The sequence below is a fragment of the Streptomyces sp. NPDC004667 genome, assembly GCF_040609475.1.
GTDB lineage: Bacteria > Actinomycetota > Actinomycetes > Streptomycetales > Streptomycetaceae > Streptomyces.
The window spans coordinates 90638-108069 of record NZ_JBEXKC010000011.1; the positions used below are offsets into that span (position 1 = coordinate 90638).

Below are 17432 nucleotides of genomic sequence, written 5' to 3' on the forward strand. Positions count from 1 at the left end.
GCACCCCCGGCCGCACCCCCGGCCGTAACCGCGGTCCCGCGCCCCGCCGCCGCGCCCGCGTCGCGTCCCTCCTGGCCGCGCTCGCCGGCCTCGCCGTCCTCGCGCTGCTCCCGGCCGCGGCGCCCGCCGCCGCCGACACCGGCAAGCCCGCCGTGACGCTCTCCCTCCAGGAGGCCGCCAAGGGCACCGAGCTCGCCGTCGACGGGACCGGCTGGCGGGCCAGGACCATGGTGATGCTGCTGGTCTGCGGCCAGAACATGATCGGTGGCACCAACAGCTGCGCCAACGCCGACGGGGTCGCCGTCGCGGTCGGCGACGACGGCCGCTTCGCGGCCCGGCTGCCGGTCGTGGCCCCGCCCAAGCCGTGCCCCTGCGTGGTGAACGTGACCTCCGTCAACGGGGACCAGTCCACCGTCGCCGTACCGCTGAAGATCACCGACCATCCGGTGGCCGACCTGCCCGCGGAGTCCGGCACCGCCCGCCTCGCGATGCTCACCGGGGTCCGCCTCACCGGCGACGACGGGGTGCTGACCTGGTTCGGCGCGCCGCCCGCCAGGAAGTTCCGGGTCACCGTCGGCAACCTCGGCTCGGCCCCCGTCAAGGATCCGGTCTTCCAGCTAGGCACCGCCCACGGGGTGTTCGCCCCGACGTGGGAGGAGGCCCGCTGGAAGGGCACCATCGCGCCCGGCGGCAAGGCCGAGGTCGCGCTGGACGTGGAGCTCCCGGCCGGCGCCCACGGTGACTACGCCGTCTCCCTCAAGTACGGCGACACCGTCCTGGCCACCCAGCCGTGGGGCGTCGACCGCCCGTACGGGGTGCTGCTGTTCTGGGCCCTGCTCCTGCTGGTGATCCCGACGGCCCTCTTCCGGCTCGGCATGGCCCTGGTCGACCGGGTCCGCCCGCGCACGGCCGCCCCCGGAGGGGGCCGCCGGCACGCGGCCTCCGCCGTGACGGCCCGGCTGCCGAGGATCCCCGGCGTACGGGAACAGGCGCCGGCGGGGCCGCCCCCGGCCGGCCCCGCCCCGGTCCTGCCCTGGTTCACCCCGGAGCCGCAGCCCGAGCCGGGGTTGGAGCCCGGCGCGGGCCCACCGCGCGCCCCACAGACATCCGCACCGTCCGATCACAGTCCGACGACGAAGGGACACTCGTGAAGACCCAACGGAGGGTGAGCGCGGCCGTGGTCGCGCTGCTGCTCAGCGGCGCGGGTATCGCCATGGCGGCTTCGCCCGCCCAGGCCGCCGACGCCACGTTCAAGGTCAGGTGCGTGCCGCCGGCCGGCGGCGGTGATCCGGTGGAGGGCGAGACCACCGCCAGGATCACGGCGCCGGCCACGGCGAAGGTCGGGGACGAGGTCGACGTGTCCTGGGAGACCGTCAAGCCCGCCTCGAACAACACCGACCTGATGGTGATCCCGAAGGACGCGGTCCAGCCCACCGGCTGGATCGCGCTCGGCGGGGGCATGGGCGAGCTGAAGGTGGTGGGGGAGAAGAAGAACCCCGAGATCCCCAAGAAGGCGCCGATGGTCATGTCCGTCATGAAGGGCAAGGTGAAGCTGACCAAGGCGGGGAAGATCAGCCTGACCCCCGGCAGGTACGAGGTCGCGATCACCTTCCCCTTCGGCACCTTCGTCACGAAGTGCGCGCCGACGGGTGAGGTGAGCGGCGGGGCCACCATCGACGTGACGGCCGGCGGCGGCACCGGCGGCACCACGACGGGCGGCGCGACGACGGGTGGCACCACGACGGGTGGCGCGACGACGGGTGGCACCACGACCGGCGGCGCGACCACCGGCGGTTCCACCACGACCGGCGGTTCCACCACGACGGGCGGCTCGACCACCACCGGCGGTTCCACCACGTCCGGGGGATCCACCACCGGCGGCAGCGGCGGCCAGACCGACTTCCCGGGCAAGGCCGTCGAGGTCGCCTACGACTGCGGCGCGGTGGTCCCGGGCGGCATCAAGACCCCGGTCACGATCAGCGCCAAGAAGAACGGCGGCGGCTACGACCTGACGGTCAAGACCGCCAAGGGGGCCATGGCGTCCCCCATGGCCCTGCCCGCCGGAGCCCTCAAGCCCTCGATGGACATCACGCTGGGCGGCGCCGACAGCGGCTCCGTCAAGGTCACCGGCCCGGCCAACGCGGAGCCGATCCCGGACAAGGCCCCGGTCAGCCTGAGCGACATGACCGGCACCTACAAGCCGGGCAAGACGGGCAAGACCACGCTCAGCCCCGGCCAGCTGACGATCGACGTCACGATGGCCCCCGGCTCCACCCCGATCAACGTGCCCTGCAAGGCCACCAGCAGCGCGGTCTCCCTGGAGCTGGACACCACCGCCCAGCAGGGCGGCGCCACCGGCGCCACCACGGCAGGCACCTCCGGCACCTCCGGGACCTCCGGCGCCGCGGGCGGCCTCGCCGAGACCGGCGCCGAGAACACCGGCGGGGTCAAGGCCCTCGCCCTCGTCGCCGGCACGGTGATCCTGCTCGGCGCCGCGGTCTTCACCCTCACCCCCTGGCGCCGCCTGCGCGGCACCCGCTAGCCCCACCCCGTCCGCACACGCGGAACGGCCCGGCACACCGAAGGGCGTGCCGGGCCGTTGCGTCGTACGGGGCGGGGGTGCGTCAGTGCACGGCGCCCATGAGGACCTGGACCTTCTTGCGGTACGTGTAGACCGCGAAGCCGGCCAGGACCGCGGCGAGCGCCTGGAAGGCGATCACCCAGGTGCCGTTGAGGTCCACGCCACCGATGGACAGGAGGCTGGTGATGCAGTCACCGGCGGTGACCGCGAGGAACCAGACGCCCATCATCTGGGAGGCGTACTTCTGCGGGGCCATCTTCGTGGTGACGGAGAGGCCGACCGGGGAGACGCACAGCTCACCGATGGTCTGGATCATGTAGATCGAGACCAGCCACATCGGGGAGACCTTGGTGCCGTCGCCCGCCATGCCCATCGGAACGATGAAGACGAAGAACGAGGCGCCGATCAGGACCAGGCCCATCGCGAACTTCACGATGGTGTTCGGCTCCTGGTTCTTGCGGGACAGCCAGACCCACAGCCAGGCGAAGACCGGGGCCAGGGCCATCACGAACAGCGGGTTCAGCGACTGGTACCAGGTGGCCGAGAAGCCGAGGCCGAGGACCGTGTCGGCGGTCTTGTCGTCCGCGAACAGGGACAGCGTGGAGCCACCCTGGTCGTAGATCATCCAGAAGACGGCAGCGGCGATGAAGAACCAGATGTACGCGGTCATCTTCGACTGCTCGGCGCCCGACAGGTCCTTGTCGCGCTTGATGCGCGTCAGGACGGCGATCGGGATGAACAGGCCGGCCAGGGTCAGCGGGACCAGGGCCCAGTTCAGGGTGTAGGCGCCGAGGGCGACCACGGCACCGTAGAAGACCGCGATGCCCACGACCGCGATCGCGACCTTGGTGAGGACGGCCTTGCGCTCCTGCGGGGACAGCGGGTTCGGGACCACGCTGCTCTTCGGGCTCAGGTGCTTGGTGCCGAGCAGGAACTGGGTCAGGCCCAGGCCCATGCCGACGGCGGCGAGGGCGAAGCCCAGGTGCCAGTTGTGCTCCTTGCCGACCGTGCCGACGACGAGCGGGGCGACGAAGGCGCCGAGGTTGATGCCGACGTAGAACAGCGTGAAGCCGCCGTCACGACGCGGGTCCTCGGGACCGTCGTAGAGGTGGCCGACCATCGTGGAGATGTTGGCCTTCAGCAGGCCGGAGCCCACCGCGACGAGGATCAGACCGACGAAGAACATGGCCTGGCCGGGGACGGCCAGCGACAGGTGACCAGCCATGATCACGAAGCCGGCGATGGCGACCGTCTTGCGGGCACCCCAGACGCGGTCTCCGAACCAGCCGCCGGGCATGGCCATGAGGTAGACCATCGAGACGTACACGGAGTAGATGGCCGTGGTCGTGGCCGCGGTCATCGCCAGACCGCCGCCCTGGCTGCCCGTGGCGGCGTCGGCGCCGCCCGAGACCAGGTAGTACACGAGGAGGGCCCTCATGCCGTAGTAGGAGAACCGCTCCCACATCTCGGTCATGAAGAGAGTGGCCAGGCCACGGGGGTGTCCGAAGAAGGTCTTCTCGGCGGCCGGGGTCGCCGAGTCCTTCGTCAGGCTGGAAGCCATGGTCGATCCTTGCTTGCTCGGGACGCTCGGCTTCGTGAGCTGTTCAGCGCCCGGTGGGGGGTGGCCGGCACCGGCAGACGGGTGTCCCACCCCACGCCCTGGGGTCTCGGCTCCGGTCGGGAGACGAAGGAACAGCAGTCACCGGGATCCACGCCCTGTGCGCAGCATCGCGCTCAGGGCCCGGCCCACAGGTCATTCACTGTCATCTGGGCCGGATGAAACCGACCAGAGCAGAATTTGAGGTCCTTGGCTCGCTTTTCGGCACAAAGATCCCCTGGGTAGTGCATCAGGCGTCTCGCCACCATACGACAGGACACTGCGGCATATGGAAGGACTTGAGAGATGGATCACAGGCTTCCAGGGAACCGTTTCGTCATATTCGAAGGCCGTTAGTAGTTCATAAGCCCAGTTCGAGAGGGGTGTGCGGGCAAGCACCTCCTGGCAGCCGCCGCGGACTACCATCACCCACATGACGCGTGTACTGCTCGCCGAGGACGACGCATCCATCTCGGAACCCCTGGCCCGCGCCCTGCGCCGGGAGGGCTACGAGGTCGAGGTACGGGAGGACGGCCCCACCGCCCTTGAGGCCGGACTGCAGGGCGGCGTCGACCTCGTCGTCCTGGACCTCGGACTGCCCGGAATGGACGGCCTGGAGGTGGCCCGGCGCCTGCGCGCCGAGGGTCACGGCTTCCCCATCCTGGTCCTCACCGCCCGGGCCGACGAGGTGGACACGGTGGTCGGCCTCGACGCCGGCGCCGACGACTACGTGACCAAGCCCTTCCGGCTCGCCGAGCTGCTGGCCCGCGTCCGGGCCCTGCTGCGGCGCGGCGCCAACGAGGCCGCCCAGGCCCCCGCCACCCACGGCGTGCGCATCGACGTCGAGTCCCACCGCGCCTGGATGGGCGAGGAGGAGCTCCAGCTCACGGCCAAGGAGTTCGACCTGCTGCGCGTCCTGGTCCGCGACGCCGGCCGGGTCGTCACCCGCGACCAGCTGATGCGCGAGGTCTGGGACACCACCTGGTGGTCCTCCACCAAGACCCTCGACATGCACATCTCCTGGCTCCGCAAGAAGCTGGGCGACGACGCCGCGAACCCCCGCTACATCGCCACCGTCCGGGGCGTCGGCTTCCGCTTCGAGAAGAGCTGAGACCCCTCCCTAGGACATCCTCCAAGCCATGCGCCGCCGCCTGATCAACTCCACGCTCGCCGTGGTGCTCGTTGTGATCGCCGTGTTCGGGGTCTCCCTCGTCATCGTGGAGACCAGGACCATCACCAGCAGCGCCCAGGACCGCATCGGTTCCGAGGCGCTGCGACTGCTGGGCACCGTCGAGGCGGACGCGCTGGAGCACAAGCCGGTCGACCCCACCGCGCTCGCCGAGCAGCTGGACCTGGGCACCTACGCCCGCATCTCCATCCCCGGCCGGCCCGTCGTCGAGGTCGGCGACCGGATCCCCGACAGCGTCATCCGGGGCACCGCCCGCGGGGACCAGGGCGAGGTGGTGACCGTCGAGGAGTCCCGCGCCACCGTCACCAAGGAGGTCGGGCGGACCCTGGCGGTGGTCGGGGCGGTGGCCCTGCTCGCGGTCGTCGCGGCCGTGCTGCTCGCCGTGCGCCAGGCCAACCGGCTCGCCTCCCCGCTCACCGACCTCGCCGAGACGGCCGAGCGGCTGGGATCGGGCGACCCGAGGCCCCGGCACAAGCGCTACGGGGTCCCCGAGCTGGACCGGGTCGCCGACGTGCTCGACTCCAGCGCGGAGCGGATCGGCCGGATGCTCACGGCCGAGCGCCGGCTCGCCGCCGACGCCTCCCACCAGCTGCGGACCCCGCTGACGGCCCTGTCGATGCGGCTGGAGGAGATCACGGTCACCGACGACCTGGAGACCGTACGGGAGGAGGCCACCATCGCCCTCACCCAGGTGGAGCGGCTCACGGACGTGGTGGAGCGGCTGCTCACGAACTCCCGGGACCCGCGCACCGGATCGGCGGTCCCCTTCGACCTGGACGAGGTCGTCAAGCAGCAGGTGGAGGAGTGGCGGCCGGCCTACCGCAGCGCCGGGCGGGCCATCGTGCGCTCCGGGAAGACGGGGATGCGGGCCGTGGGAACCCCCGGGGCGGTCTCCCAGGTCCTGGCGACCCTCGTGGAGAACGCGCTGATGCACGGCGGCGGCACCGTCGCGCTGCGCACCCGGGTGACCGGCAACCAGGCCGTACTGGAGGTCACGGACGAGGGGCCCGGCGTCCCCCCGGACCTCGGCAACCGGATCTTCGAGCGGGCGATCAGCGGCCGCAACTCCACCGGGATCGGCCTCGCGGTCGCCCGGGACCTCGCGGAGGCCGACGGCGGCCGGCTGGAGTTGCTCCAGAGCCAGCCGCCGGTGTTCGCGCTGTTCCTCAGCCGTACCGCGCCGCAGCGGACCCAGCCGGAACACCCGACGGTCCGCTGACCGGCCGGACCGGGACGGGAAGCCGGGCCGGCAGTGGGCTGGGCGCCGTGCCGACAGCGGGCGCCGCGCCGCGACGGGCGCGGCCTTCCGGGGATCGGCTACTTCGCGGCCGGCGCGGCCGGCTCCGGGCTGAGGGCCGCGGCCGGCGCCTCGTGGCCGTCCCGCTGCTCGACGATCAGCGAGGGCGCCACGGGCGCGGGCAGGGCCTGGAAGACCCAGGTCCGGTAGGACCAGAAGCGGAACACGGTGGCGATCGCCATGCCCAGGAACTTGAAGACGTTGTTCTGCAGCGAGCTGTCCCAGCCGAAGCCGTAGGTGGCCACGTAGAGCACACCGCTCTCGATGACCATGCCGATGACGCTGAACAGCACGAAGAGGATCATCTCGCGACGACGGCCGCCGAGGTCGCGGTCGCGGTACGTGAAGTAGCGGAAGCCGATGTAGTTGGTGACGATGGCCACCACGATGGCTATGACGTTCGCGCGCACGATCTGCAGGTCGGTCGTGCTCCGCAGCAGGTTGAACACGCCGAAGTTGACGAGGACGCCCAGCCCGCCCACCGCACCGAACTTGATGGCCTCCCGGGCGAGACCGCGGAAGCGCTCGGACAGCGGTGCTGCGTTCGACGTACCCATGTGATCCTTCAGTCCCTGTCCGTCGTAGCCGCCCCGCGCTGGAGCGTCACTCGATTTCGTCAACCCCGACATGTTAAGTGTCGCCCCCGGGCTCCGTACGCGCCTTGGCACCCCCTGCGACGCACGGCACACGGCCCGGCGCACGGGTATGCGCCAGGCCGTGTCCGGATGGCGGAATACCGCCGGATACCCTGGAGTGGTGACGTTCCCGGTAGTCGGCATGGTCGGCGGCGGACAGCTCGCCCGCATGACCCACGAGGCGGGTATCCCCCTCGGCATCAGATTCAAGATCCTCAGTGACACCCCACAGGACTCGGCGGCCCAGGTCGTGAGCGACGTCGTCATCGGCGACTATCGCGATCTGGAGACACTGCGCGCCTTCGCGCGCGGCTGCGACGTGATCACCTTCGATCACGAGCACGTGCCCACCGAACACCTCCGGGCCCTGGAAGCGGACGGCATTCCCGTCCGCCCGGGGCCCGACGCGTTGGTGCACGCCCAGGACAAGGGGGTGATGCGCGCCAAGCTCGACGAGATCGGCGCGCCCAGCCCCCGCCACCGGATCGTGCGCGATCCGGCGGACGCGGCGGCCTTCGCACAAGAGGTGGGCGGCTTCCCCGTCATCCTCAAGACGGTGCGCGGCGGATACGACGGCAAGGGCGTGTGGTTCGTCCGCACGCCCGAGGACGCGGAGGCCCCGTTCAGGGCGGGCGTCCCCGTCCTGGCGGAGGAGAAGGTGGACTTCGTCCGCGAACTCGCCGCCAACATCGTCCGCTCCCCGCACGGCCAGGCCGTCGCGTACCCCGTCGTCGAGTCCATCCAGGTGGACGGCGTGTGCGACACGGTGATCGCCCCCGCCCCCAACCTCTCCGAGGCCCTCGCGGGCGAGGCCCAGGCCCTCGCCCTGCGCATCGCCAAGGAACTCGACGTGACCGGCCACCTGGCCGTGGAGCTGTTCGAGACCACCGACGGCCGCATCCTCGTCAACGAACTGGCCATGCGCCCGCACAACAGCGGCCACTGGACCCAGGACGGCGCGGTCACCTCCCAGTTCGCCAACCACGTCCGCGCGGTCCTGGACCTCCCCCTGGGCGACCCCCGCCCCCGGGCCCGCTGGACGGTCATGGCCAACGTGATCGGCGGGGACTACCCCGACATGTACGCGGCCTACCTGCACTGCATGGCCCACGACCCCCAGCTGAAGATCCACATGTACGGCAAGGACGTGAAACACGGCCGCAAGGTCGGCCACGTCAACACCTACGGCGACGACCTGGACGATGTGCTGGAGCGCGCACGTCACGCAGCCGGCTACCTCAGAGGAACCATCACCGCATGAGCACCGCTACCGCAGGTCCCGTCATCGGCATCGTCATGGGTTCGGACTCCGACTGGCCGGTCATGGAGGCCGCCGCCAAGGCACTGGACGAGTTCGAGATCCCGTACGAGGTCGACGTGGTCTCCGCCCACCGGATGCCCCGCGAGATGGTGGCGTACGGCGAGCAGGCCGCCGGCCGCGGCCTGAAGGCGATCATCGCCGGAGCGGGCGGGGCCGCCCACCTGCCGGGCATGCTCGCCTCGGTCACCCCGCTGCCCGTCATCGGCGTCCCGGTCCCGCTGAAGTACCTCGACGGCATGGACTCGCTCCTCTCGATCGTCCAGATGCCCGCCGGGGTCCCCGTCGCCACCGTCTCCGTCGCCGGAGCGCGCAACGCGGGCCTGCTGGCCGTACGGATGCTGGCCGCGCACGACCCGGAGCTGCTCGCCCGGATGCGCGAGTTCCAGCAGGAGCTGAACGACCAGGCCACCGAGAAGGGCAAGCGGCTGCGCACGAAGGTCGCCGGCGCGGACTCCTTCGGATTCGGCAAGTGAGCGCGGCGCAGCGCCTGGAGGAGGCGCGCGGCCTGCTCGCGGAGCACCCGGTCGTCGACGGGCACAACGACCTGCCCTGGGCGCTGCGCAACCAGGTCCGCTACGACCTGGACCGGCGCGACATCGGCGCCGACCAGTCCGCGTACCTGCACACCGACATCCCCCGACTGCGCGCCGGCGGGGTCGGCGCGCAGTTCTGGTCCGTGTACGTGCGCTCCGACTTCGCGGGCGACGAGGCGGTCAGCGCCACCCTGGAGCAGATCGACGCGGTCGGCCAGCTGATCGACCGTTACCCGGACACCCTGGTGCGGGCGCTGACGGCCGACGACATGGAGGCGGCCCGCGAACGGGGGAGGATCGCCTCCCTGATGGGCGCCGAGGGCGGCCACTCCATCAACAACTCGCTCGCCACCCTGCGCGCCCTGCACCGCCTCGGCGTGCGGTACATGACGCTCACCCACAACGACACCATCGACTGGGCGGACTCGGCGACCGACGAGCCCCGCCACGGCGGGCTCACGGACTTCGGCCGCGAGGTCGTCCGCGAGATGAACCGCGTCGGCATGCTCGTGGACCTCTCGCACGTGGCGGAGACGACCATGCGCGACGCGATCGCCGTCTCCTCGGCACCGGTGATCTTCTCCCACTCCTCGGCACGGGCCGTCTGCGACCACCCGCGCAACGTCCCCGACGACGTCCTGGAGCTGCTGCCCGTCAACGGCGGCGTGGCGATGGCCACCTTCGTGCCGAAGTTCATCCTGCCCGCAGCCGTGGAGTGGACCGCGGCGGCCGACGAGAACCTGCGCGCCCACGGCTTCCACCACCTCGACACCTCACCCGGGGCGATGGAACTGCACCGGGCCTTCGAAGCGGGCCGGCCGCGCCCGGTGGCCACCGCGGCCACCGTCGCCGACCACCTGGACCACATGCGCGAGGTGGCCGGCGTCGACCACATCGGCATCGGCGGGGACTACGACGGCACCGCCTTCACCCCGTCCGGACTGGACGACGTCGCCGGCTACCCCAACCTGATCGCGGAGCTGCTCACGCGCGGCTGGTCACGGGCCGACCTGGCCAAGCTGACCTGGTCGAACGCGGTACGGGCGCTGCGCGACGCCGAGGGCGTGGCCCGCGGCCTCTCGGCGTCCCGGGGGCCGTCGAACGCCCACCTCTGACGCTCCACCGGGGGCGGGTCGCGGGGTCCCACCCCGCGGCCCGCCCCTTTCCACACCCTCCTCCACCCGAACGCCACATCCGCCGGGCGTCCCGGCCGCCCCACATGTCACGGTGGCACCACCACCATCTCCTCCCCTCCCGCTGCCGCCGAGACCGGAGCGAACGCCATGGCCGACCTGCAGGACGACCCGCACGCCGCCCCCAGCCTCCCGGTGGGCCCCGGCTCCGCCGGGGTCGAGGACGCGTCCGCCCCCGCGGCGGTGGCCGGCGCCCTGGAGCGGGCCACCGCGCTGCTCGCCGTACATCCCGTGGCCGACGGCTGCAACAGCCTCGTCCGGACCCTGCGCCACAGCCCGTACCACGACATCGACACCCCCGACACCGGCATCGACACCGACATCCCGCGGCTGCGGGCCGGGGGAGTGGGAGCCCAGTTCTGGTCGCTGCTCGTGCCGCCGGACCGGACGCGCCGGGGCGCGGCGGCCGAGGGCGGGGCCACCGAGGGCGGGCCGGCCGACCAGGTCGTCTCCGACACCCTCGAACTGATCGACGTGGCACTCGCCCTGGTCCGCCGCTATCCCGACGGCCTGCTCCTGGGGCTGAGCGCCGACGACATGCTGGACGCCCGCAACCGCGGCCGGATCGCCTCGTTCCTCGGCCCGGTGTCCGGACGTACGCTGACCGGTTCCCTCGGCGCGCTACGGGCCTTCCACGCGCTGGGCGTACGGATCCTCGCGCCGGCGGGGGCGCCCTGGGCGCGGGAGGGGCTGACGGCCTTCGGCCACGAGGTGGTCAAGGAGGTGAACCGGCTCGCGATGCTGCTGGACCTCACGGGCTGCCCGCCGGTGGCGGCCTGTCAGCTCGCGGCGGCGTCGAAGTCACCGGTGATCGTCTCGAACACGGGGGCGGCGGCGCTCACCGCGCACCCGGACAACGTCACCGACGAGGTGCTGCTGGCACTGAGGGCGGCCGGCGGTCTGGCGATGGTCACCTTCGACACCGCGCGGACGGGGGACTCCCTGCACGCGGTGGCGGACCACCTCGACCACCTGCGGGCGGTCGCCGGCCCGGAGTGCGTGGGACTGGGAGCCGCCTTCGGCGCCGAGGGGGCGACACCCCGTCCGGCGGGGCTCACCGATCCCTCGGGCTACCCCAGACTCCTCGCGGAACTACTGGAGCGGGGCTGGCCGGAGTCCGACCTGGCCCAGCTGACCTGGGGCAACGCCCAGAGGGTGCTGCGCGACGCGGAGTTCACGGCCCGCGCCGCACAGCACCGCAGAAGTCCTTAGACGGACTCGGCGGCCAGGCTGCTCTTGGGCAGCACGGTCGCCTTCCACAGACGCAGGCCGGACCACACCGTGGCGTACAGCAGCAGGCCGTTGCGCGTGCACAGCAGGATCGTGCCGAGCGTGGAGTTGGTCAGGATGTCCGAGCCGTACCAGACCGGGAAGATCAGCGTGGTGAGCGCGGTGGCGACCACGAGCAGCCAGGCGATCGGCCGCTGGGTGGTGTGCCGGGACGTCAGGCAGACGGCCGCGAGGCCGAGCAGCCAGATCATGTACTGCGGGCTGATGACGCGGCTGGTGACCGTGAACACCATGATCGCGCAGAGCGCGGCGTCGAACGGGGTCGCCGTCGACCAGCGGTTCGCCTTCACGCGCCACAGCAGGAGCAGCAGGAAGCCGATCACCGTCAGCGCGAGGGAGGCCCGCGCGATGCTGGAGACGTACGGGCCGACGTACTCGAAGGCGCCGTACTGGAAGTTGATCTTCCCGGGCCACAGGTGGACGAGCCGGGCCGCCATCAGCGCGCTGCCGCCGAGGGACTCGACCTGGACCCCGCGGGAACCCTGGTTGCCCAGGAAGCCGAGGGTGTCGCGGAACAGCGCGGCGAAGACGGCGAGCAGCGCGACGCAGGAGAGCGCGGCGGCGATGAAGGCCTCGCGCGTCGACTTGCCGCGCGGGGTGCCGAGCAGGGTGAGCAGCGGCCACACCTTGACCATGGCGCCGATGCCGGCGATGACCCCGCCGAGCTTCGGGCGGTAGCGCAGGCACAGCAGCGAGGCCACGGCGAGCAGGGTGACCTGGACGTCGTAGCGGGCGAACGGGGTGGCCATCAGCATCGGCAGCGTGACGAGCCACAGGACGGCGCCGGCCATGCTGCCGTCGTCGCGGCGGGCGGCGCGCATCAGGCCGACGAGGACCACCGCGTCGCAGAGCACCGTCAGGGCGACGAAGGCCTGGAAGTAGGTGAGGAACGGCAGGAGGTCGGGCGACAGGAAGATCGCCGCGGCCGCCGGGGGGTACTGCCACATGATGTCGTTGTGCGGCATCGTCCACGTGACGAGGACGTTGTACCAGTTGTGATAGGTCGCGGTGATCTCTACCCGTACGACGTTCGAGCTGAAGAAGTCGTTGACGAGCATCCAGAGCATCGCGGCCCGACTGGCCAGCCAGAAGCCCGCGATGCCCCAAAGGGCTCCGCGTCCTCGCATGGCTGCTTCGAAGGATCCCCGCCGGTCACGCGTGGCGGGCGCCGCCGTCGCAGATGCGGTGGGTTTGGTCGGGGGGCTGCTGGTCGTGGTCATCGGCCCGAAGTCTACCCAGTCATTTATTCCACTTACCTGGGTGCGAGCGGCCGAAACGGGGTAGGGGGATACGCCCAGGTCAGCCTCCGTACCCCCCCAAATCCCTTACGCGTGCGGCCGCCCCATGGCCCGGTACGTCCAGCCGGCGGCCCGCCACCGCTCCGCGTCCAGGGCGTTCCGTCCGTCCCCTTCCGCACGCGCCGCTCGCGCGCCTCGGCCCCGGGGGGCCTCGGCGGCTTCGCGTCGCTGCGCCGGACTCCGTCCGTCGGGGGCGGGGTTACGCGTGCGGCCGCCCCATGGCCCGGTACGTCCAGCCGGCGGCCCGCCACCGCTCCGCGTCCAGGGCGTTCCGTCCATCGAGGATCAGGCGGTCGGTGACGGCCTCGCCGAGGGCCGCGGGGTCCAGGTCGCGGAACTCGCGCCACTCGGTGAGGTGCAGGACGACCTCGGCGCCGCGGGCGGCCTCCAGCGCGGAGTCGGCGTAGCCGAGGGTGGGGAAGACGCGGCGGGCGTTGTCCATGCCCTTCGGGTCGTAGACGGTGACCTGCCCGCCCTGGAGGTGGATCTGCCCGGCGACGTTGAGCGCGGGCGAGTCACGCACGTCGTCCGAGTCGGGCTTGAAGGTGGCACCGAGGACGGCGACCCGCTTGCCGAGGAAGGAACCGCCGACCGCGTCGCGGGCCAGCTCCACCATGTGCCCGCGGCGGCGCATGTTGATGGAGTCGACCTCCCGCAGGAAGGTCAGGGCCTGGTCGGCGCCCAGTTCGCCGGCCCGGGCCATGAAGGCCCGGATGTCCTTGGGCAGGCAGCCGCCGCCGAAGCCGATCCCCGCGCGCAGGAACTTCGCGCCGATCCGCTCGTCGTGGCCGATGGCCTCCGCCAGCTTGACCACGTCACCGCCCGCGGCCTCGCAGACCTCGGCCATCGCGTTGATGAAGGAGATCTTGGTGGCGAGGAAGGAGTTGGCCGCCGTCTTGACCAGCTCGGCGGTCGGGAAGTCGGTGACCACCAGCGGGGTCCCCTCCCCCATCGGCGTCGCGTACACCTCCCGCAGCACCTTCTCGCCGCGCTCGCCCCGTACGCCGATGACGATCCGGTCGGGGTGCAGGGTGTCCTGGACGGCGAAGCCCTCGCGCAGGAACTCCGGGTTCCAGGCCAGCTCCACGTCCGCGCCGGCCGGGGCCAGCTCCACGAGCTTCGCCGCGAGCCGCTCCGCCGAGCCCACCGGCACGGTGGACTTGCCGACGACCAGCACCGGGCGCGTCAGGTGCGGGGCGAGCGAGGCCATCGCGGAGTCGACGTAGGACATGTCGCAGGCGTACTCGTTGTGCTTCTGCGGGGTGTTCACGCAGACGAAGTGGACGTCGCCGAACTCACCGGCCTCCTGGTAGGAGGTGGTGAACCGCAGCCGGCCCGTGGAGCCCGGCAGCCCGGCGACGTGCGCGGCGAGCAACTCCTCCAGCCCCGGCTCGTACATGGGGACCCGGCCGGCGGCCAGCATCTCGATCTTCTCCGGGACCACGTCCAGTCCGAGCACCTCGAAGCCCAGCTCGGCCATCGCGGCGGCGTGCGTCGCGCCGAGGTAGCCGGTGCCGATCACAGTGATCTTGAGGGGGGCCATGGGTGCTCCAGAGGTGCGGGGCCGTTTGCGGCCACCGAGCATAGTCGTGCCCCGCAGGGGGGACGTTCCCCGGCGGATCCCTCTGTCACGCAGCTCACGTGCGCCGTACATATCGCCGACGGGACCCCGGACACTAAGATTTCGGTTACTTAACGGTAGTTAGCATCACGCATCACACATGGGGAGTGAGAGTCTTGGCGGGTTCTGCCGACTTCGACCTGTACCGCCCGGCCGAGGAGCACGACATGCTCCGCGAGTCCGTCCGCTCGCTCGCCGAGGCGAAGATCCTGCCGTTCGCCGCCGCGGTCGACGAGGAGTCCCGCTTCCCGCAGGAAGCCCTCGACGCCCTGGTGGCCAGCGACCTGCACGCCGTCCACGTCCCCGAGACCTACGGCGGCGCCGGGGCCGACGCCCTCGCCACCGTGATCGTGATCGAGGAGGTGGCCCGCGTCTGCGCCTCCTCCTCCCTGATCCCGGCCGTGAACAAGCTCGGCTCCCTCCCGGTGATCCTCTCCGGCTCGGAGGAGCTCAAGGCCAAGTACCTCGGCCCGCTGGCCAAGGGCGACGCGATGTTCTCCTACGCGCTCTCCGAGCCCGACGCGGGCTCCGACGCCGCCGGCATGAAGACCCGCGCCGTGCGCGACGGGGACTTCTGGGTCCTCAACGGCGTCAAGCGCTGGATCACCAACGCCGGCGTCTCCGAGTACTACACGGTCATGGCCGTCACCGACCCGGAGAAGCGCTCCAAGGGCATCAGCGCCTTCGTCGTGGAGAAGGGCGACGAGGGCGTCTCCTTCGGCGCCCCGGAGAAGAAGCTCGGCATCAAGGGCTCCCCGACGCGCGAGGTCTACCTCGACAACGTCCGCATCCCCGCCGACCGCATGATCGGCGCCGAGGGCACCGGCTTCGCCACGGCGATGAAGACCCTCGACCACACCCGCATCACCATCGCCGCCCAGGCCCTCGGCATCGCCCAGGGCGCGCTGGACTACGCCAAGGGCTACGTCCAGGAGCGCAAGCAGTTCGGCAAGCCGATCGGCGACTTCCAGGGCGTGCAGTTCATGCTCGCGGACATGGCCATGAAGATCGAGGCCGCCCGCCAGCTGACCTACTCGGCCGCCGCCAAGTCGGAGCGCGTCTCCGCCGGGGGCGACAAGGAAGACCTCACCTTCTTCGGCGCCGCGGCCAAGTGCTTCGCCTCCGACGTCGCCATGGAGGTCACCACGGACGCCGTCCAGCTCCTCGGCGGCTACGGCTACACCCGCGACTACCCGGTCGAGCGGATGATGCGCGACGCGAAGATTACGCAGATTTATGAAGGAACGAACCAGGTCCAGCGGATCGTCATGGCCCGCAACCTGCCGTAGCGGTCCCGCACGGGCACGCGCACAGGAAGGCCCCCGGCGTCCCGTCGGGGGCCTTCCGCGTGGAGAACGGGCAAGGGTTCGTAACGGGTTGCCGACAGGTTCGGAACAACCGGCCGTCAACCGGGGAGGGCGGAGCACCCTTGTGCACCGGATCCGTTACGGAGGGGTTCGCCGGCGCCCGTCGTGCCATCAGGCCGGGCCGCGTCCGGCGCACCTCTCTGACCAGCGGTGATGGTCCACCAGGTGGGCGGGCGCGCGTGATGTGTCCTCATATATAGAGGACAGCCGCGCGCAGGGGTGTCCGATGTGCCGCAATCCGCCCGTCTCCGCGCGGCCGTCCGCCCGTAACCGGAACGTGGCCGTGGGGGTCCCCGCGGGGCCCGCCCACGGCCTTGGCATGTCCCCGGATGGGCTAAATTTGAACCTTCGTACGCCCGAACCGGTTGGGGAGAAAACAATGACGGAAGCGATCCTGCTGGTCGGCGGGCAGGGGACGCGACTGCGCCCCGTGACGGTGAACACCCCCAAGCCGATGGTTCCCGCGGCCGGCGTTCCCTTCCTCGCCCACCAGATAGCCAGGGCCGCAGCCGCCGGTGTCACCCACATCGTGATGGCCACCTGCTACCTGGCCGAGGTCTTCGAGCCCTACTTCGGCGACGGTTCCGACTTCGGCATCACCCTCGAATACGTCGTCGAGGACGAGCCGCTGGGCACCGGCGGTGCCATCCGCAACGCCGCGCAGCGGCTGACCGGCGGACCGGACGCGCCGGTCCTCGTCTTCAACGGCGACATCCTGACCGGCCTGGACATCGCCGGCCTGGTCGAGTCCCACCAGGCGGCCGACGCCGACGTCTCCCTGCACCTGGTGCGGGTCGAGGACCCGCGCGCCTTCGGCCTGGTCCCCACCGACTCCGAGGGGCGGGTGCTGGCCTTCACCGAGAAGCCGCAGACCCCCGAAGAGATCATCACCGACCAGATCAACGCCGGCTGCTACGTCTTCCGCCGCAGCGTCATCGACTCCATCCCGGCCGGCCGACCGGTATCCGTCGAGCGCGAGACCTTCCCCGGTCTGCTGGACTCGGGCGCCAGGCTGCACGGCGTCACCGAGGACACCTACTGGCTGGACCTCGGCAAGCCCGAGTCCTTCGTGCAGGCCTCGGCCGACCTCGTGCGCGGCATCGTGAGCTCCCCGGCCGTCCCCGGCCCCCGCGGTGAGGCCCTGGTCCTCCCGGGTGCGGTGGTGGCGGACGGAGCCAAGCTGTCGGGCGGTACGGTGGTGGGTGCCGGCGCCCGGATCGAATCGGGCGCGGTCGTCCAGGGCTCGATCGTGCTGGACGGTGCGACCCTCGGCCCGGACACGGTGGTGAGCGCCAGCCTCATCGGCGCCGGCGCCTCGGTGGGTTCGCGCACGGTGGTGAACGGCGCGGTCGTCGGTGACGGTGCCGTCGTAGGGGCCGACAACGAACTTCGCGCAGGGGTGCGGGTGTGGTGCGAGGCTGAACTGCCCGACGCCGCCGTCCGCTTCTCCTCCGACCGGTGACCAACTTCAGTGAGGCACAACCTGTGATAGGCGAGCAGCAGACTCCCC

At 71.5% G+C, this 17432-nt stretch carries 14 protein-coding genes; 10 read left to right on the plus strand and 4 right to left on the minus strand.

Annotated elements, in window-relative coordinates:
- Positions 1 to 71: 71 nt before the first annotated feature.
- Both ABZW32_RS08935 and ABZW32_RS08940 read left to right on the plus strand, forming a co-directional pair.
- Positions 72 to 1151 carry a hypothetical protein gene (locus ABZW32_RS08935; RefSeq protein WP_356213345.1) on the plus strand — a complete coding sequence of 360 codons (1080 nt, stop codon included), beginning with the start codon at positions 72 to 74 and terminating at the stop codon, positions 1149 to 1151.
- Positions 1148 to 2542 (plus strand): hypothetical protein, encoded by a 1395-nt coding sequence (locus ABZW32_RS08940; protein ID WP_356213226.1) that lies wholly within the window; start codon positions 1148 to 1150, stop codon positions 2540 to 2542. The genes ABZW32_RS08935 and ABZW32_RS08940 overlap by 4 nt, the downstream gene beginning before the upstream one ends.
- Before the next feature lie 82 nt (positions 2543 to 2624).
- Here ABZW32_RS08940 and ABZW32_RS08945 read toward each other — a convergent pair whose 3' ends face one another.
- The gene (locus tag ABZW32_RS08945; protein WP_356213229.1) at positions 2625 to 4142 is read right to left on the minus strand and encodes an oligopeptide:H+ symporter; all 1518 of its coding nucleotides are present in this window, start codon (positions 4140 to 4142) and stop codon (positions 2625 to 2627) included.
- A gap of 469 nt (positions 4143 to 4611) precedes the next feature.
- On the opposite strand from ABZW32_RS08945, the gene ABZW32_RS08950 reads away from it, so the two are divergent.
- Complete coding sequence (locus tag ABZW32_RS08950; RefSeq protein WP_030231763.1) at positions 4612 to 5289, plus strand: response regulator transcription factor; 678 nt, start codon at positions 4612 to 4614, stop codon at positions 5287 to 5289.
- Positions 5290 to 5317: 28 nt separating this feature from the next.
- Positions 5318 to 6586: an ATP-binding protein gene (locus tag ABZW32_RS08955; protein WP_356213232.1), complete on the plus strand. Its 1269-nt coding sequence runs from the start codon at positions 5318 to 5320 to the stop codon at positions 6584 to 6586.
- A gap of 98 nt (positions 6587 to 6684) precedes the next feature.
- On the opposite strand, the gene ABZW32_RS08960 is transcribed toward ABZW32_RS08955, so the two are convergent.
- On the minus strand, positions 6685 to 7221 hold the full coding sequence (locus tag ABZW32_RS08960) for a GtrA family protein (RefSeq protein ID WP_356213235.1): 537 nt from the start codon (positions 7219 to 7221) through the stop codon (positions 6685 to 6687).
- Between the two features lie 199 nt (positions 7222 to 7420).
- On the opposite strand from ABZW32_RS08960, the gene ABZW32_RS08965 reads away from it, so the two are divergent.
- The 4 genes from ABZW32_RS08965 to ABZW32_RS08980 all read left to right on the plus strand — a co-directional run bounded on the left by ABZW32_RS08965 (position 7421) and on the right by ABZW32_RS08980 (position 11558).
- A complete protein-coding gene (locus ABZW32_RS08965) occupies positions 7421 to 8560 on the plus strand; it encodes a 5-(carboxyamino)imidazole ribonucleotide synthase (protein WP_356213238.1) in 1140 nt (379 codons plus the stop codon).
- Complete coding sequence (gene purE, locus ABZW32_RS08970; protein ID WP_030231757.1) at positions 8557 to 9093, plus strand: 5-(carboxyamino)imidazole ribonucleotide mutase; 537 nt, start codon at positions 8557 to 8559, stop codon at positions 9091 to 9093. The genes ABZW32_RS08965 and purE overlap by 4 nt, the downstream gene beginning before the upstream one ends.
- Positions 9090 to 10268 carry a dipeptidase gene (locus ABZW32_RS08975; RefSeq protein ID WP_356213242.1) on the plus strand — a complete coding sequence of 393 codons (1179 nt, stop codon included), beginning with the start codon at positions 9090 to 9092 and terminating at the stop codon, positions 10266 to 10268. The genes purE and ABZW32_RS08975 overlap by 4 nt, the downstream gene beginning before the upstream one ends.
- 168 nt (positions 10269 to 10436) lie before the next feature.
- Positions 10437 to 11558, plus strand: a complete 1122-nt coding sequence (locus ABZW32_RS08980) for a membrane dipeptidase (RefSeq protein ID WP_356213245.1) — start codon at positions 10437 to 10439, stop codon at positions 11556 to 11558.
- Here ABZW32_RS08980 and ABZW32_RS08985 read toward each other — a convergent pair.
- Entirely contained in the window at positions 11555 to 12856 is a 1302-nt protein-coding gene (locus ABZW32_RS08985; protein WP_356213248.1) for a glycosyltransferase family 87 protein, read from the minus strand. The genes ABZW32_RS08980 and ABZW32_RS08985 overlap by 4 nt on opposite strands.
- 277 nt (positions 12857 to 13133) lie before the next feature.
- The gene (locus ABZW32_RS08990) at positions 13134 to 14477 is read right to left on the minus strand and encodes a UDP-glucose/GDP-mannose dehydrogenase family protein (protein ID WP_356213251.1); all 1344 of its coding nucleotides are present in this window, start codon (positions 14475 to 14477) and stop codon (positions 13134 to 13136) included.
- 194 nt (positions 14478 to 14671) lie between these two features.
- On the opposite strand from ABZW32_RS08990, the gene ABZW32_RS08995 reads away from it, so the two are divergent.
- On the plus strand, positions 14672 to 15844 hold the full coding sequence (locus ABZW32_RS08995; RefSeq protein ID WP_030011045.1) for an acyl-CoA dehydrogenase: 1173 nt from the start codon (positions 14672 to 14674) through the stop codon (positions 15842 to 15844).
- Positions 15845 to 16301: 457 nt separating this feature from the next.
- Positions 16302 to 17384 (plus strand): NDP-sugar synthase, encoded by a 1083-nt coding sequence (locus tag ABZW32_RS09000; RefSeq protein WP_356213254.1) that lies wholly within the window; start codon positions 16302 to 16304, stop codon positions 17382 to 17384.
- Positions 17385 to 17432 lie beyond the last annotated feature (48 nt).

Coding starts and splice junctions, on each gene's coding strand:
- ABZW32_RS08960 (WP_356213235.1), bottom strand. CDS start 7,221: ATGGGTACGTCGAACGCAGCACCGCTGTCCGAGCGCTTCCGCGGTCTC.
- ABZW32_RS08945 (WP_356213229.1), bottom strand. CDS start 4,142: ATGGCTTCCAGCCTGACGAAGGACTCGGCGACCCCGGCCGCCGAGAAG.
- ABZW32_RS08950 (WP_030231763.1), top strand. CDS start 4,612: ATGACGCGTGTACTGCTCGCCGAGGACGACGCATCCATCTCGGAACCC.
- ABZW32_RS09000 (WP_356213254.1), top strand. CDS start 16,302: ATGACGGAAGCGATCCTGCTGGTCGGCGGGCAGGGGACGCGACTGCGC.
- purE (WP_030231757.1), top strand. CDS start 8,557: ATGAGCACCGCTACCGCAGGTCCCGTCATCGGCATCGTCATGGGTTCG.
- ABZW32_RS08985 (WP_356213248.1), bottom strand. CDS start 12,856: ATGACCACGACCAGCAGCCCCCCGACCAAACCCACCGCATCTGCGACG.
- ABZW32_RS08955 (WP_356213232.1), top strand. CDS start 5,318: ATGCGCCGCCGCCTGATCAACTCCACGCTCGCCGTGGTGCTCGTTGTG.
- ABZW32_RS08990 (WP_356213251.1), bottom strand. CDS start 14,477: ATGGCCCCCCTCAAGATCACTGTGATCGGCACCGGCTACCTCGGCGCG.
- ABZW32_RS08980 (WP_356213245.1), top strand. CDS start 10,437: ATGGCCGACCTGCAGGACGACCCGCACGCCGCCCCCAGCCTCCCGGTG.